The organism is Streptomyces sp. NPDC102451 (assembly GCF_044765485.1).
Lineage (GTDB): Bacteria > Actinomycetota > Actinomycetes > Streptomycetales > Streptomycetaceae > Streptomyces.
Genome location: NZ_JBIWKD010000003.1, coordinates 501,661 through 516,925, shown reverse-complemented (window position 1 = coordinate 516,925; position 15,265 = coordinate 501,661). Strand labels below are relative to the sequence as shown.

The following is a 15,265-nucleotide window of genomic DNA, read 5'->3' as shown; positions in this document are numbered from 1 at the left end:
CCCGTATCTGTCAGCTCTCTTGACCCGGAGTTTTAAAAGTTTTACGTTCCTTGGCATCTGAGAGCGCTCTCAAAGCTCTCCACCCCCCGTGACGAGGTGCTGCCCCATGCAAGCCTCACTCTCCAGACCCGCAGCCGCAGCGGTCCTGACCCTCGCCCTGGCCGCCGTAGGCCTGGGCCCTGCCGCGTCCCCGGCGGCAGCCGCCACCATCCCCGCGGGTTCCGGCAGCTACACCGACAGCCGCCCCGCCGGTACCTCCGGTCCCACCACCAACACCGGAGCTCCGGTCACGCCCAAGCTCACGGCGGCGGCCAAGGACAGGCCGGTGCCGACCAACGACTGGTGGTCCTCCCTCGCCTACCAGCGGTACGGCGACAACCCGTACTCCACCCCGATGTACGGGCACCCGCTGACCTACCAGGCGACCTCCGGCGGACTGGAGGTCGGTTACCCGACCACGCCCGCGATCGTCGGGGAGGGCCGCCAGTACGAGTACGCGCACAAGGCGGACCTCACCGTCGGCCTCAACGGGCTGAACTCCCCGGACACCAAGGCCGACGACTGGTCCGACTGGACCGTCACCCCCTACTGGTCGGACGGCACCCGCACCCTGCGCACGACCATCGGCCACGGCATGCCCTTCGTGTACGCCAAGGGCTCCGGCGGTGACGCCCGCATCACCACGGCCGGCACCCCCACCGTCTTCGCGGACAACGGCAACGTCCTCGGCATCACGGTCGCCGGCCACCACTACGCCCTCTTCGCTCCGACCGGCAGCGACTGGAACGTCTCCGGCACGGCGATCACCGCCGGGCTCGGCGGCAAGGACTACTTCTCGCTCGCCGTGCTGCCGTCCACGGACGCGCTCGCGACCTACCGGAAGTACGCCTTCAGCTTCGTCACCGGCTCCAAGGTGGCCTGGGAGTCCACCGGCGGCACGGTCAAAGCCACCTACAGCCTGACCACGGAGGCCAAGGAGGGCACCGAGCGCGGCACGCTCCAGGCGCTGTACCGCCACCAGTGGCTGCACACCTCCGATGCGCTCACGCCGTACACGTACGTCTCCCCGCGCGGCACCATGAAGGTCCGGGAGTCCGCCTCCTTCACCACCAGCCAGAAGAACCAGGGCGTGCTGCCCGCGCTGCCCGCGTCCACCGGCGTCGACAAGGCGCGGCTGACCGGCTATCTGAACGAGGTGGCGAACGCCTCCGACCCGCTCGTAGGGGCGGCCGACACCTACTGGACCGGCAAGGCGCTCGGCCGCCTCGCCCAGCTGGTGCCGGTGGCCGACCAGATCGGCCAGACGGCCATCCGGGACAAGCTGCTCGGCCTGATGAAGGGCCGCCTCCAGGAGTGGTTCACGGCGGGCGGGGCCAGTGAGTTCAGCTACGACAAGGACTGGAAGACCCTCACCGGCTACCCGGCCTCGTACGGCAGCGACACCGAGCTCAACGACCACCACTTCCACTACAGCTACTACGTCTACGCGGCGGCGATCGTCGCCCAGTACGACCAGGCGTGGGCGGCCGACTCCGCCTGGGGCACCATGGTCAAGACCTTGGTGCGGGACACCGCCAACCCGAGCCGCACCGACTCCGCGTACCCGTTCCTGCGCGGCTTCGACGTGTACGCGGGCCACAGCTGGGCCTCCGGGCACCAGGGCTTCGCGGCTGGCAACAACCAGGAGTCGTCGTCGGAGTCGATCAACCTCAGCGCGGGGCTCGTCCTGTGGGGCGCGGCGACGGGCGATACCGGCCTGCGCGACCTCGGCAGCTACCTGCTGGCCACCGAGTCGGAGGCGATCACGCAGTACTGGTTCGATGCCGACCAGCAGGTCTTCCCGGGCACCTTCGGGCATGACACGGTCGGCATGGTGTGGGGCAGCGGCGGCGCGTACTCCACCTGGTGGACCGCGAACCCGGAGGAGATCCACGGCATCAATGTCCTCCCCGTCACCGGTGGATCCCTGCACCTGGCCCGGGAGAAGGCCGCCATCAAGCGGAACATCGCCGAGATGGAGAGGGAGAACGGCGGACCGGCCGTCGAGTGGCGCGACCTCCTGTGGGAGTTCGAGTCGCTGGCCGACCCCGCTGCGGCCAAGGCCAAGTGGGATGCGGGCAACGGGGGTTACTCCCCTGAGCAGGGTGAGTCCAAGGCGCACACCTACCACTGGATCACCACGCTCGACAGCCTGGGCGCACCCGATCTGACGGTCAGCGGGAACATCCCGACGTCCGCCGTCTTCTCCCGGAACGGCGTCCGCACCTACGCCGCTCACAACTACGACTCCACCGCCCGCACCGTCACGTTCTCCGACGGCAAGACCCTCTCGGTGCCGGCCCGCTCCACGGCCACCGGCACGGGCGCCGGCGGCGACCCGGACCCGGACCCCGATCCCGACCCCGATCCCGATCCCGAGGAGCCCGGTCCGTCCACCGGGAACACCTTCCGGCTGAAGTCCGGCGGCACCCTCACCACCGCCACGGACGGCGCGGCGGGAGCCGACACGCTGGCCTCGGCCGACGGCGTCAACCGGGACGGTACGCCGTACAGGCCGACGGTCTACGAGATCAAGAAGGTCGACGGGACGCTCGCGGCGGGTGCGTCCACCGCGTTCCGCCTGCGGGTCGACGCCGGTACGAAGGTCGGGCTCGCCCCGCAGGTCCGGGTCAGCTACGACCTCACCGGCGACGGCACCTTCGACCGGACCGAGACCTACCGCTACTTCGCGACCGACCCGGTCGCGGGGTGGGAGGAGTACACCCAGGCGGTGGGCACCGCGGCGGTGACCGGCAGCCTGGGCAACCTCAAGGCTGGAACAGTCCGGCTGGAGATCTGGAACGCGCTGGGCAACGGCACCTCGCAGGTGCAGACCGGCACGGACGCGGCGGTCGTGAAGATCCCGTTCGCCTAGGGCCATACAGGCCATACAGGCCATACAGGCCATACGGGCCCCACAAGCCATAGGGCCTTCCACCCGGGTCGGGCCGGATCGCGGAGTCCTCGCGGTCCCGGCCCGGCCCGGGCGGTTCTCACCACGGTTCCCGCCGCCCCGATCTCTGTCATGACCCTGGCGAAACATGCGCTTCACCCTTCACACTGTGATGGGAGCGCTCCCATCGCATCGCGAGAGCCGCGCTCCCCCCACCGCCTCCGTCGACGAAAGGCCCTCCCGGTGAATGCCTCACCACTGCCCGCACGGCCCGTGCGCGTCCGCCCCCGGAAGGGGCGCCGCGTGTCCGGGATTTCGGCCGCCGCCTTACTGTGCGCGGCGGTCCTGGCCCTGCCCGGTACGGCCGGTGCACAGGCCGCCGAACCTGGGCCCGAGCAGATCACCAACGGCGATTTCGCTGCCGGTACCGCCTCGTGGTGGTGGACGCCGAACGCGACGGCGGCCGTGTCGGACGGCCGGCTGTGCACCGAGGTCCCCGCCGGCACGTCCAACGCCTGGGACGTCATCGTCGGCCAGAACGACGTCCCGATCGTCGCGGGCGAGAGCTACGAGCTGGCCTACACGGCCAGTTCGACCCAGCCCCTGACAGTCCAGACCCGGGTCCAGGAGGCGGCGGAGCCGTACACGACGGTGCTCTCCAGCGCGGACCCGGTGGGCACGGACGCCACGCCGGTGAGCCGCACCTTCACGGCCTCGGTGGATCTGCCCGCCGCGTCGGTGCAGTTGCAGATCGGCGGCGGCGAGAAGGCGTCGACCTTCTGCCTGGACGACGTGTCGCTTCGCGGCGGGGCCGAGCCCCCCGTCTACGTACCGGACACCGGGTCGCCCGTCCGCGTCAACCAGGTCGGGTATCTGCCCCACGGCCCCAAGGGCGGCACCGTGGTCACCGACGCCGACGAGCCGCTGACCTGGACGGTGAAGGCCGCGGACGGCACGACGGCCGCCACCGGTAGGACCGCCCCGCAGGGCGAGGACCCCAGCTCGCTCCAGCGGGTCCACACCTTCGACTTCGGTGACCTCACCACGGCGGGTGACGGATACACCGTGGAGGTCGACGGCGAGGTCAGCGAGCCGTTCGCGATCGGCGACGACCTGTACGACGGGCTCCGCTCCGACGCGCTGGCGTACTTCTACCACAACCGCAGCGGCATCGAGATCGACGCGGACCTCGTCGGCGAGGAGTACGCGCGCCCGGCCGGCCACATCGGTGTCGCGCCCAACAAGGGCGACACGGACGTCCCGTGCCAGCCGGGTGTCTGCGACTACCGGCTCGATGTGTCGGGCGGCTGGTACGACGCGGGCGACCACGGGAAGTACGTGGTCAACGGCGGTATCTCGGTGGCCCAACTGATGGCCACGTACGAGCGCACCCTGACCGCGCCGGACGCCGAGTCGGCGGAGCTGGGCGACGGTGAACTGCGGGTTCCCGAAAGCGACAACGGGGTGCCGGACATCCTGGACGAGGCGCGCTGGGAGATGGACTTCCTGATCAAGATGCAGGTCCCGGCCGGTGAACCGCTGGCGGGGATGGTGCACCACAAGATGCACGACGCCGCGTGGACCGGGCTCCCGACGAAGCCGCATCTCGACCCCCAGCAGCGTGAACTGCACCCGCCGTCGACAGCGGCCACGCTGAATCTCGCCGCCTCGGCCGCCCAGTGCGCCCGGCTCTACGCCCCCTTCGACCAGGACTTCTCGGACCGCTGCCTGACGGCCGCCGAGACCGCGTGGGCCGCGGCGAAGCAGCACCCGGACGTCCTCGCCGACCCGGACGACGGCACCGGCGGCGGCGCGTACAGCGACAACGACGTCTCGGACGAGTTCTACTGGGCGGCCGCCGAGCTGTTCACCACGACGGGCAAGGACACCTACCGCCAGGCGGTGCTCTCCTCCGACCTGCACGGCGACGCGGACGCGGTCTTCCCGGCGGGCGGCGGCATCTCCTGGGGCTCCACCGGCGGACTCGGCGTGCTCACGCTGGCCACCGTGCCGAACGGCCTGACGGCGGACCAGCTCGGTGAGGTCCGCTCGGTCGTCACCACGGCCGCCGACCGTTACGCCGAGCAGTCCCGCACCCAGGCGTACGGGCTGCCGTACGCGCCCAAGGACCAGGACTACGTCTGGGGGTCCAACAGCCAGGTCCTGAACAACATGATCGTGCTGGCCACGGCCCACGACCTGACCGGCAAGGCCGCCTACCAGGACGCGGTGCTGAGCGGCGCCGACTACCTCCTCGGCCGTAACCCGCTCAACCAGTCGTACGTCACCGGCTACGGCGAGCGGAACTCGCACAACCAGCACCACCGCTTCTGGGCCCACCAGTACGACGCCACCCTGCCGAACCCGGCGCCCGGTTCCCTCGCGGGCGGGCCCAACCTGACCGCGATCGCCTCCGGCGACCCGGTGGCGGCGGAGAAGCTGAGCGGCTGCGCCCCGGCCATGTGCTACATCGACGACATCGGCTCCTGGTCGACCAACGAGATCACCGTCAACTGGAACGCGCCGCTGGCCTTCATCGCCTCCTACCTGGACGACGCCGGCGACGGCGGGCAGGCGGCCCCGGCCCGCGCGTGCGAGGTCACGTACTCCTCGCACCCGTGGAACAGCGGCTCGACGGTCACGGTCCGCGTCAGGAACACCGGCTCGGAGCCGGTCTCCCCGTGGAAGCTGACCTGGCTCCTCTCCGGTGAGCAGCGGCTGAGCCACACCTGGAGCGCGGAGTTCGCCCAGTCCGGCCGCACGGTCAGCGCCAGGCCGCTGGCGTGGAACAAGGCCCTCGCGCCGGGCGCGGCGGTCGACTTCGGCTTCAACACCTCGGCCCCCGGCCCGGCCCCAGACCCGGACCCGGGGGCGTTCAAGCTGAACGGCCGCGCCTGCAGTACGGGCTGACCAGCGCGTCGGTGGCGTACGGGCCCGGGGCTGTGCATCGGCGCCGGGTCCGTACGCCCCTCATTCGGGAGTGGTTTCGGCACGTCGCCCGCACCGCGCACCTGGGCCGTCGCCCCGGAAGCGTCCGAAACCGCTCCCGATTCAGCGTTCAGCGGCGGCCCCGTGACCAGGCCGTCCGGTCGGAGCGTGGGACCAGGCCCGCGCGGACCGAGGCCATCCGCTCCTGCACCCCGCCGGTGGGTACGGCGCCGGGAGGGCCCGCCACGGCGGGGTCGGCCTCGCCCCGGCACGGTGCGCACAGCCCGCCCGCGAGGGCTTCCGGGCTGCCCGGGGCGCGGCACTCGCCGCACTCCAGGCTGAGCAGGGCGGTCCGCCGTTCCGGGGCGGGCCGGGGCGGGGGCAGCTTGTCGGTGAGCCGCCTGCGGAGCAGCGAGGCGGCGTGGTGGACCGGCACGGGGAGCCCGTCGGTCAGGGCGTGCAGCAGCTCGGCCTCGGTGGCGCCCCGCGCGAACCACTCGCTGACCTGCGGCTCCAGGCTCGCGCACTCGGCGGCCGACAGGGTCAGCGCGGGCGCCGTACGCCCCAGGGCGGCCAGCAGGACGAAGGCCCGGCTGCGCGTGGGCCGTCGGGGAGCTTCCTGCGGTACGTCGCCGCGCGTGAACGCCGCCCACCAGGCGTCGTCGCGCGCGGTCCGGGAGAAGAACGTCCGCGTCACCCAGAGCATGACCTCGTCGGTGGTGACGCACTCACGGCCCCGGCGCAGATGCCCGGCCGCCTGGAGCCTGTTGAGCGCGGTCCGCAGGGCGCACTGGCCGTACGGGAGCCACCGGGCCAGCGTCTTCACGGAGACGTCGGAGCCGTCGGGCAGCCGGTCGATATAGGCGGCGACGGCGGCCTCACGGGGCGGCAGATGCGCGAAGTCGCGCTCACCGCGCGGGCGCTGGTCCGGGGCGGACCGCTTGCCGTAACCGGGGTTCGCCATCGGGTGCGGGGGCACGTACGGGGCGTGGGGGGCGGCACTAAGCTGGCTGGCAGCCATCAGATCGTCTGTCCGATCTCGTTGGTCAGACCCCTGTCCGGTGTTGGCGCACCGACGGGGGTCGTCTGGTCTATGGAGTTGGCACGCTAGAGCGTGGCCACGGCCCGTGGCAAGTCGGTCGCATTCGGTCAACTGTGCAGGCAGGGTGGGTGGGTGGGAATCAATCCCTCCACCCATTCCTCTGAAAGAGCGCTCGGACTCCAGGACTTGAGCTTCGGGTCCGCGAAGGTCCGCGAAGGGCTCGTGACTGGCTCACCGCGTCCGGCTCAGCGCGTGCCGAGGGAGTACGGCGCCCCCGTTCCGACGGCCTCCAACTTGTCGGGGTTGGCGACGTTGTGGATGGTCGCGATGCGCCCGGACTCGTCGAAGTCGAAGGTGACCGTGGCGATCACGCGGCCCGCCCCGCTGAAGACCAGGCCGGGCCCGCCGTTGATCTCGACGAGTTCCGCCTTCATGTCGGCCGGCTCGACCCCCTGGTAGGTGACGGTCCCGATGGCCGCGAACCAGGCGGCCACCGTGGACGCGCCCACGACCGGGCGCAGGGCCTGGCGGACCTTGCCGCCGCCGTCCGTCCACAGCGTGACGTCCGGGGAGAGCAGCTCCAGCAGGGAGTTCATGTCCCCGCCGGTCGCCGCCGTGAAGAACCGTTCGGTGACGTCGCGCTGCTGCGACCGGTCTGCCGCGAAGCGGGGCCGCCGGGCCCGTACGTGTGCACGGGCGCGGTGCCCGGCCTGCCGTACGGCGGCTTCGGACCGCTCCACCGCCTCCGCGATCTCCGCATGGCTGAAGTCGAAGACCTCCTTCAGCACGAACACCGCGCGCTCCAGCGGGCTCAGCGTCTCCAGCACCACCAGCATGGCCATGGACACCGACTCGGCGTCCATGACGGTGTCCGCGGTGTCCGCGCTGGTCAGGATGGGTTCCGGGAGCCATGGCCCCACATAGACCTCGCGCTTGTGCCGGGTGGAGCGCAGCCGGTCCATCGCCAGGTTCGACACGATCCGCGCCAGATACGCCTTGGGGTCGGCGACCTGGGTGCGGTTGGCGGCCGACCACTTGATCCAGGCGTCCTGCACGGTGTCCTCGGCGTCGGCCGCCGTGCCGAGGATGCGATAGGCCACCGAGAACAGCAGATTGCGGTACCGGTCGAACGCCTCCTGGCCGGGGTCGGCCTGTGACTCGGTCACCTGGCCCCCCGGATCCGGGTGAAGCGGCCACCGCGCGGCCAGAACGCGCCCGACGCGGGCAGCTTCTTCATGCGGCCGTAGGTCGGCCAGGGGGAGGCGGTCACCGTCTCCTTATACCGGGCGGCCGTCCGGCCCGTCAGGTACATCCGTCGCGGGCTGTCGTCGGGCCGGGTGAACTGCACGACTGCGTCCTCCCGGCCCAGGCTCACCGGCGTGTGGTAGTAGCCGAAGCGGAAGGGCTTGGGCCGCTTGCCCCGCAGCGTACGGAGGACCGACACCGCCGCGTGCACGCCGGTCGGCATCCCGCCCTGGCAGGTGCCGTGCATGACGCCGTACCCCTGGCGGACCGCCGCCGCGTCGCCCACGGCGTACACCTCGGGGTGCGAGGTGGACCGCAGGGTGGTGTCGGTGACGACCCGGCCGCGCTCGTCGACCTCCAGGCCCGCCGCGGCGGCCAGCGGGGAGACCCGGGTGCCGCTGGTCCACAGGACGAGGCCGGCCGCGATGCTCTCCCCGCCCGCCAGCTCGACCGAGTCCGGCAGCACCTTCACCACGTCGCACCCGCTGCGGACCCGGACGCCCAGGCGGTCCAGCGCGGACCGTACGTAGGCCCCGGCCTTCGGGTTCATCAGCGCGCCGGGTTCGTCGCGGCCCAGCAGGACCACGTCCAGGTCCGGGTACCGCTCGGCGATCTCCGCCGCCGACTCGACACCGGTCAGCCCGCTGCCGCCCACGACCACCGTGCCGCTGCCGAGCCCCGCCAGCCGGTGGGCCACCGCCTCGGCCTCCTGCGGGCCGTTCAGGGTGTACGCGTACTCCTCGACGCCGGGCACCGCCGAGGTGTCGGCCACGCTGCCCAGCCCGTACACCAGCGTGTCGTAGTGCAGGACCCGGTCGTCGTCGATGCGTACGGTCCTGGCGTCCGCGTCCACCGCCGTCACCCAGCCGCGTACGAACTCCGCGCCCGTGCCGTCGAGCAGCTCCAGGATGCTCAGCTCGCCGAGCTGCTGTCCGGTCGCCGCCATGTGCAGCCGCAGCCGCTCGGTGAAACGGTCCTGCGCGTTGACCAGGGTGACCCGTACGTCCTCCTGGCGCCTGGTCCGGGCCGCCAGCTGGACGGCCGCGGCCATGCCCGCGTATCCCGCGCCCAGGATCAGGACGCGGTGGGGGGTCTGCCGGTCGGTCTCGCGCTGTGTGTCCATGGTGTCCGCCTTCTTCCGCTGCTTGCTGACGATCTCGGGACGCAAGCAGAGGGCCCGGCTGTGACACGACCTGAAGGTGACCTGAGTCACATCACGAGGTGAGTTCTACTCGTGGATGCGGTCGAGTCCGAGCCGCGCGGGAGGCGGCAGAGGTACCGCCCCGTCGGCTCGGAAGGCGTGCAGCAGATAGGCGGCGAGGCGCCGGGACGCGGTGGCCGCCTCCTCGTCCGCGCCGGTCGTGACCCCGCAGTTGGCGAGCAGCAGCAGGGTGATGTCGCTCGGCTCGAAGTCCTGGCGCAGTCCGCCCGCGTCCTTGGCCCGCCGGACCAGCAGCGCCAGTCCCTCCTCGGCGCGGGAGCGCTCGCGCGCGAAGTCGGCCTGGTCGGGGAACTCCGTCAGGAACGCTTGGGTGAAGCCCCGGTCCGCCGCCTGCATCACGCAGACCCGCTCGATCACCGTGCAGAACCCGCGCCAGGGGTCCGGGTCCGCCAGCCCCTCGTCCAGCACGGACACACAGTGGTCGAGCTCCTCCGCGAAGGCCTCCGTCACGAGAGCGTCCCGAGTGGGGAAGCGGCGGTACAGCGTGGCGACGCCGACCCCGGCCCGCCGGGCGATCGCCGCCACCGGGACGTCGATGCCCTGCGCCGCGAACGCCTCGCGCGCCGCCTTCAGGATGCGGTCCCGGTTCTCCCTGGCGTCGGCGCGCAGGCCGTCCCGGGGCGGCTTGTGAGAGGTCTGAGCAGGCATGTTTCTCACTTTAGTCCAAACGGAGGGGGTCGTCCGTTTACCGGCTTACCGTGGAGAACATGAACGACATGCGCGCGGCGCTCTACGACAGCTACGGCCCTCCCGACGTGCTCTACGTCGGCACGGTCCCGGTGCCGGAACTCCAACAGGGTGAGGTCCTGGTCCGTGTCCACGCGGCAACCGTCAACGGCGGCGAGCTGTACGGCCGCGCGGGACGCGTCCGCCTGGTGACCGGCCGGAAGTTCCCGCAGCGCACCGGGATCGACTTCGCCGGCGAGGTCGCCGAGGTGGACCCCGCCGTCAAGGGCCTGCGCCCCGGCGACCGGGTGTGGGGCGTTCTGCCCCGCACCTTCGGCAGCGCCGCCGAATACGTGGCGGTCCGGCCCCGGAACCTCTCGTACGCCCCCGAGAACCTCGGCCTGGTCGAGGCCGCGTCCCTCCCCGTGGGCACCACCGCCATCACGGCCTTCCGCAAGGCGCGCCTCGAAGCGGGCCAGCGGCTGCTCGTGCGCGGGGGCAGCGGGGGCGTCGGCAGCATCGCCGTCCAGCTCGGCAAGGCGCTCGGCGCCCATGTCACGGCTCTCGCGGGCACGAAGAACCTCGACTTCGTCCGGGAGCTGGGCGCCGACGAGGCCCACAGCTACACGACCACCGGGCCGTCCGACCTGGGCCGCTTCGACGTCGTCCTGGACACCGTCGGCACCGAACTCCGGTCCTTCCGGCGGCTCCTGGCCCCCGGTGGCCGTATGGTCTCCATCGCCTTCGACCTGGACCACATCGCCGCGAGCCTCGGTTACGTGCTCGCCTCGACGGTCCATGGCCGGGGGCGCGTCCAGTTCTTCAGCGGCAACCCGAAGCACGATCTGCTCGCCGAGATGACCCGGTACGCGGAGAGCGGCGCGATCCGCCCCGTGGTGGACACCGTCCACCCGCTCTCCGAGATCGCCGCCGCACACCGCGCACTGGAGGCGGGCGGCGTGCGGGGCAAGCACGTCATCCAGGTGATCTGAATCCTGGGGGTCCGAGCCGCCCCGCACTCACACGCCGAGGCCGGCGTCCCGCGCCAGCAGCGCGGCCTGCACCCTGTTCTCGCACTCCAGCTTGGCCAGGATGCGGCTCACATACGCCTTCACCGTCGCCTCGCTCATATGGATCCGCTGACCCGCGTCCGCGTTGGAGAGGCCCTCGCCGAGGAGGGCCAGGACGTCGCGTTCGCGGTCGGTCAGCTTCTCCAGCCTCCGGCGGGCGTCCTCCGCCCGCTGCGTGGCACCGCCGGAGGCCAGCGAGTCCACGACGTGCCGGGTGGCGCCCGGCGAGAGATACGCCTCGCCGCCCGCCGCCGCCCGGACCGCCCGCATCAGCTCCGCCGGGGCCGAGTCCTTCAGCAGGAAGCCCGCGCTTCCCCCGGTCAGGGCCCGCAGCACGTTGTGCCGCTCCCCGAACGTCGTCAGGATCAGAACGCTCACCTGAGGGGCCGCCCGGCGCAGCTCGCCGAGGGCCGTCAGCCCGTCCATGACCGGCATCTGGATGTCCATCAGCGCGACGTCGACCCGCTGGGAGCGGGCGAGTTCGACCGCCTCACGGCCGTCGGCCGCCTCGGCGACCACATCGATGTCATCGGCCGACGAGAGGATCATCCGGATGCCCGCCCGGATCAGCGGCTCGTCATCCGCCACAAGAACCCTGATCACGACTCTCCTGAGCGGTTCTGATCGGCCATGTTCCCTCAGGTCGCCTCGAATGACTTCTTCTCGATCAGCTTGCCGTCCTTGAAGCAGAACCGGAAGACCGGGTCCGCGTCCAGGCTGCTCCCGATCTCCGAGGAGAGGAGGGTGAGGCACGTCGAGCCGTCGGGCTCCGGCGGCGCTCCGGCACCCGGGCCGGTGTTCATGAACGAGTCGCCGTGCGGCAGCGCGTCGCGGACGGACCGCTCGGACTGGCCGATCTTCACCGCGTCGTACTGCGCGGGTTCGATCATCGCCTTGTCCGCCTCCCGTACGAGGAAGACGACCCCGACGACCACCGCGATGACGACCACGACGCCGACCAGGGCCGCCACCCCGCACCCGATGGCTATCCCGTTGCCCCTCTTGGTCCTGTTCACTGCCCTGGCCAACTCCTTCGGGAGACCGTTCCACTCGATGACCGGTCCAGCCTCACCTCCGGAGCCCGCCGGATTCTGCGCCCGAAAGTCGTCCTGCGGGGCGACGAACGTCTTCCTCGCGTCACCGGGCGAGGTGTACGGGAGGACGCCGGCCAGCCGGAACCCGCCGTCGGCCGTGGGGCCTGCGTGCACCATGCCGCCGACGAGCCGGGCCCGCTCCGCGAGACCGGTCAGCCCCTGGCCGCCGCTCGCCACACCGCTGGGCACCGGCTGTGCCACCGGGCCGTTGGCGACCTCCACGACCAGTGAGTCCGGCTCGTACCGCAGGCCGATGGAGATCGAGGCGCCCGGAGCGTGCTTATGGGCGTTGGTCAGGCCCTCCTGGACGACGCGGTACGCCGCGTGGTCGGCGGTGGTCGCGAGCGGGCGGGCCTCGCCCGAGCGCCGGACCTCCACCGCCGTACCGGCCTTCCGGGACGTCTCGGCCAGATCGTCGATGCCCGCCACCCCACGGGACGGCGCCCCGGGGCCCTCGCCGCCTTGAGGGGCCCCGGCGGCCGGGCCGGCGTCCGCACCGTCCCTCAGTACGCCGACGACGTCGCGCAGTTCGTGCATCGCGGCCACCGACGCCTCACGCAGCACACCGACGGCCTCGCGCTGCTGGCCCGTCAACTCCCGTTCCACCTCCAGCGCGCCGGTGTGCACCGCGATCAGCGCGAGTTGGTGGCCGAGGCTGTCGTGCATGTCCTGCGCGATGCGCTGACGCTCCAACATCCTGGCCTGACCGACGAGCATCGCCCGCTCACGCAGGAGTTGGGCGTTGTACTCGTGGAGCGTGTCGGTCAAGGTCCGGCGCTGCGACCAGTAGCGTCCCGCGAGCCCCGGGACGAGGATCGCGACCAGGATGAACATCCCGGCGACGGCCAGGAGCGGCAACGACGTGTGCGACTCCCACGCCGCGGTCAGGCCGAGGGTGAGGCCGTACGCGGTGCCGAAGACAGCGCACGCCCTGCCGAGTCCGTCGATCCGCCGCCCGGCCGACCAGGCGACGACGAGGAGCAGGGGCGCGAACCCGAAGAACGGCGCGGAACCGGCCGCAGCAGCCAGCAGCACGGACGCAGGCAGCCCTCGGCGCAGGAGTGACAACAGCCCCGCCAGCACGCCGACTCCGACGGCCACCGCCGTGTTCTCGTCGTCCAGAAGCCCTGCGCCCACCCCCACCAGGGCGAGCGCCAGGCTCAGGAACGATTCGCCCACGATGCGCCCGGCCGGCCACATCCCGGGCGCGAGGAGGGCTCGCCCCGGTACGGCCGACCAGGACGCCAGCCGCGTCCTCACCGCCGATGCGTGGAGGGTGGGTGCGGGGTGCGCGGTTGCCGTGGAATCCAGACGAGTCACGCGCCCACGGTAGAGACCTCCGGTCCGGCGCCGCTGTAGCCGTTGGTCGCGACGCGGAACGACGAAAGTCGCTCAGCCGCGCTTCAGGTCGGCGACGAAGGCGGACCAGGCGGCGGTCCGGAAGACGAGGGACGGGCCGTCGGTGACCTTGGAGTCCCGGACGGGGACGACGTGGGGGTGGCCGTCGGAGACCTCCAGGCAGTTGCCGCCGTCGCCGCCGCTGTAGGTGGACTTGCGCCAGGTGGCTACCTCCAGGCAGTTGCCGCCGCTGCCGTCGCTGTAGGACGACTTGTGCCAAGTCGCTGTGGTCAGGTCGTAGTCAGAACTGTTGATCTTCATGGGCGTAATCCTCCGCCACTGAATCGATCAAGGCCAGGGATGCATCGGGTGACAATGCACTGGCCACCAGTAGATCGTAGGTCAGTTCGTACGACCGCACCGATGATGGGTCGTCGAGTAGTTGTCCTGATCCCAGCCCGTCCAGGTAGGCCAGGGGAGGTGCATCGGGGAAGGTCATGAGCTTGAGAGGCCCGCCCATCGCCGGGTGTCCGCCCGCACTGAACGGCAACACCTGGACGATGATGCCTCGTTGCCGCATCAGCTTGGTGAGGTGGGTCAGTGCCTCGCGCATCACCGCAGAACCGCCGACTCTCCGCCGCAGGGCGGCCTCATCCAGAACTGTCCAAACCAGGGGCGTTGTTGGATGGGACAACAAGCTGGCCCGCGCAACTCTGGCCTCGACGAGCTCGTCCACCACTTCTTCCGGGGCGGTCGGCCGGTAGCCCAGAAAGACCGCCCGCGCGTACGACTCGGCCTGTAGAAGCCCCGGGATGAGCAGCGGTGAGTACTCCCTGATCGTCTCCGCGACGGCCTCCGCCTCCGCCGCCTCCGCGAAGTGATCCGGGTATTTGGACTTCTTCAGCGCCGCGCAGTTCCGTACGAAGAAGCCGCCCGCGCCCAGCACTTCGTCCAGCTTCTGGGCCTGGTCCACCTGCATGCGCCGTGTGCCGGCCTCCAGTTGTCCGATGAACGAGCCGCTGACGAACAGGGGCGCCCCGAGGTCGTCCTGTGACAGGCCCGCCGCCTCTCTGCGGTGGCGGAGTTCGGCGCCCAGGAGGGCACGGGGTGAGGAGGAGGGATCGAGCTTCTTGGGTCCGGGCAAGGCGACTCCCTGGTGACACATCTGCGGATGTTGGAACTGCGCCTCTTCCACGGTAGCGCCGAATTGGACACGCTGAGTAGGCATACCCACTACTCAGCGTGGAAATGGGGAAGATCATGATGACGGCTACGGAACGGCGCAAAGAAGCAGCGGGCAGAGTGCGTGCGGCTGAGGACGCGGTGGCGCGGCTGCGGGACGGGCTGGCGGGGGTCGGCGTGAAGCTGCCGTCGCTGCGGATCGATCCGGTGTCGTGCGCGGGCAACGAGCCGACTCCGCTGGTCGACCTCGGCCGGTGCTCGATCGAGACGGCCATGCGGCTGAGTGTGCAGCTGGAAGCGGCGGTGGCTCATGACAGTTGAAGGACTGGAGCCGTGTACACCGGAGCCCGGCACGTTCGCCGTGGACGGGCGGGACGGCCGGGTGGGCCGGGTGATGGGCCGCGTCGGACCGTACGTACAACTGCGTCCGCCAGGCGGTGGCGCGGAGTGGGACTGCCCGCCGGAAGCCGTCCGGCCCGCCCCGCCGGGGCTCGTGCTGCGGGCGCGGGTGCGGGAGATCAACCGGGAGGGGCGGCTGCCCTGAGG

Annotated in this window: 13 protein-coding genes; 5 read left to right on the top strand and 8 right to left on the bottom strand. The window is 71.4% G+C overall.

What is annotated here, in order from left to right; genetic code table 11:
• Positions 1-106: 106 nt before the first annotated feature.
• Together ACIRD8_RS09475 and ACIRD8_RS09470 are read left to right on the top strand one after the other, a co-directional pair.
• Positions 107-2,914, top strand: a complete 2,808-nt coding sequence (locus tag ACIRD8_RS09475; RefSeq protein ID WP_403988392.1) for a glycosyl hydrolase — start codon at positions 107-109, stop codon at positions 2,912-2,914.
• 330 nt (positions 2,915-3,244) lie between these two features.
• A complete protein-coding gene (locus tag ACIRD8_RS09470) occupies positions 3,245-5,842 on the top strand; it encodes a glycoside hydrolase family 9 protein (protein WP_403988701.1) in 2,598 nt (865 codons plus the stop codon).
• Positions 5,843-5,990: 148 nt separating this feature from the next.
• Here ACIRD8_RS09470 and ACIRD8_RS09465 read toward each other — a convergent pair whose 3' ends face one another.
• The 4 genes from ACIRD8_RS09465 to ACIRD8_RS09450 form a co-directional block, all read right to left on the bottom strand.
• Positions 5,991-6,881, bottom strand: coding sequence for a hypothetical protein (locus ACIRD8_RS09465; protein ID WP_403988390.1), 891 nt, complete (start codon positions 6,879-6,881; stop codon positions 5,991-5,993).
• A 266-nt stretch (positions 6,882-7,147) separates the two neighbouring features.
• Positions 7,148-8,068: an RNA polymerase sigma-70 factor gene (locus ACIRD8_RS09460; RefSeq protein WP_403988388.1), complete on the bottom strand. Its 921-nt coding sequence runs from the start codon at positions 8,066-8,068 to the stop codon at positions 7,148-7,150.
• The gene (locus tag ACIRD8_RS09455) at positions 8,065-9,270 is read right to left on the bottom strand and encodes an NAD(P)/FAD-dependent oxidoreductase (RefSeq protein WP_403988386.1); all 1,206 of its coding nucleotides are present in this window, start codon (positions 9,268-9,270) and stop codon (positions 8,065-8,067) included. Before ACIRD8_RS09455 ends, ACIRD8_RS09460 begins: the two co-directional genes overlap by 4 nt.
• A 105-nt stretch (positions 9,271-9,375) precedes the next feature.
• Positions 9,376-10,017, bottom strand: a complete 642-nt coding sequence (locus ACIRD8_RS09450) for a TetR/AcrR family transcriptional regulator (protein WP_403988384.1) — start codon at positions 10,015-10,017, stop codon at positions 9,376-9,378.
• A 59-nt stretch (positions 10,018-10,076) separates the two neighbouring features.
• On the opposite strand from ACIRD8_RS09450, the gene ACIRD8_RS09445 reads away from it, so the two are divergent.
• On the top strand, positions 10,077-11,027 hold the full coding sequence (locus ACIRD8_RS09445; RefSeq protein WP_403988382.1) for an NAD(P)-dependent alcohol dehydrogenase: 951 nt from the start codon (positions 10,077-10,079) through the stop codon (positions 11,025-11,027).
• 27 nt (positions 11,028-11,054) lie between these two features.
• Here ACIRD8_RS09445 and ACIRD8_RS09440 read toward each other — a convergent pair whose 3' ends face one another.
• From ACIRD8_RS09440 to ACIRD8_RS09425, 4 genes are all read right to left on the bottom strand, one after another.
• Entirely contained in the window at positions 11,055-11,708 is a 654-nt protein-coding gene (locus tag ACIRD8_RS09440; RefSeq protein ID WP_403988380.1) for a response regulator, read from the bottom strand.
• Between the two features lie 35 nt (positions 11,709-11,743).
• Positions 11,744-13,399 (bottom strand): sensor histidine kinase, encoded by a 1,656-nt coding sequence (locus tag ACIRD8_RS09435; protein WP_403988699.1) that lies wholly within the window; start codon positions 13,397-13,399, stop codon positions 11,744-11,746.
• 192 nt (positions 13,400-13,591) lie between these two features.
• Positions 13,592-13,858 carry a DUF397 domain-containing protein gene (locus ACIRD8_RS09430; RefSeq protein ID WP_403988378.1) on the bottom strand — a complete coding sequence of 89 codons (267 nt, stop codon included), beginning with the start codon at positions 13,856-13,858 and terminating at the stop codon, positions 13,592-13,594.
• On the bottom strand, positions 13,839-14,681 hold the full coding sequence (locus ACIRD8_RS09425) for a Scr1 family TA system antitoxin-like transcriptional regulator (protein WP_403988376.1): 843 nt from the start codon (positions 14,679-14,681) through the stop codon (positions 13,839-13,841). The genes ACIRD8_RS09430 and ACIRD8_RS09425 overlap by 20 nt, the downstream gene beginning before the upstream one ends.
• Before the next feature lie 119 nt (positions 14,682-14,800).
• Here ACIRD8_RS09425 and ACIRD8_RS09420 point away from each other — a divergent pair, with 119 nt between their 5' ends.
• Both ACIRD8_RS09420 and ACIRD8_RS09415 read left to right on the top strand, forming a co-directional pair.
• Complete coding sequence (locus ACIRD8_RS09420; protein WP_403988375.1) at positions 14,801-15,040, top strand: hypothetical protein; 240 nt, start codon at positions 14,801-14,803, stop codon at positions 15,038-15,040.
• Positions 15,030-15,263 carry a hypothetical protein gene (locus ACIRD8_RS09415; protein WP_099174079.1) on the top strand — a complete coding sequence of 78 codons (234 nt, stop codon included), beginning with the start codon at positions 15,030-15,032 and terminating at the stop codon, positions 15,261-15,263. Before ACIRD8_RS09420 ends, ACIRD8_RS09415 begins: the two co-directional genes overlap by 11 nt.
• The last annotated feature ends 2 nt before the right edge of the window (positions 15,264-15,265 follow it).

Bases quoted from the DNA above. Each gene is read 5' to 3' on its own strand.
- ACIRD8_RS09450 (WP_403988384.1), bottom strand. From the start codon at position 10,017: ATGCCTGCTCAGACCTCTCACAAGCCGCCCCGGGACGGCCTGCGCGCC.
- ACIRD8_RS09455 (WP_403988386.1), bottom strand. From the start codon at position 9,270: ATGGACACACAGCGCGAGACCGACCGGCAGACCCCCCACCGCGTCCTG.
- ACIRD8_RS09435 (WP_403988699.1), bottom strand. From the start codon at position 13,399: ATGTGGCCGGCCGGGCGCATCGTGGGCGAATCGTTCCTGAGCCTGGCG.
- ACIRD8_RS09415 (WP_099174079.1), top strand. From the start codon at position 15,030: ATGACAGTTGAAGGACTGGAGCCGTGTACACCGGAGCCCGGCACGTTC.
- ACIRD8_RS09465 (WP_403988390.1), bottom strand. From the start codon at position 6,881: ATGGCTGCCAGCCAGCTTAGTGCCGCCCCCCACGCCCCGTACGTGCCC.
- ACIRD8_RS09445 (WP_403988382.1), top strand. From the start codon at position 10,077: ATGAACGACATGCGCGCGGCGCTCTACGACAGCTACGGCCCTCCCGAC.
- ACIRD8_RS09420 (WP_403988375.1), top strand. From the start codon at position 14,801: ATGACGGCTACGGAACGGCGCAAAGAAGCAGCGGGCAGAGTGCGTGCG.
- ACIRD8_RS09475 (WP_403988392.1), top strand. From the start codon at position 107: ATGCAAGCCTCACTCTCCAGACCCGCAGCCGCAGCGGTCCTGACCCTC.
- ACIRD8_RS09430 (WP_403988378.1), bottom strand. From the start codon at position 13,858: ATGAAGATCAACAGTTCTGACTACGACCTGACCACAGCGACTTGGCAC.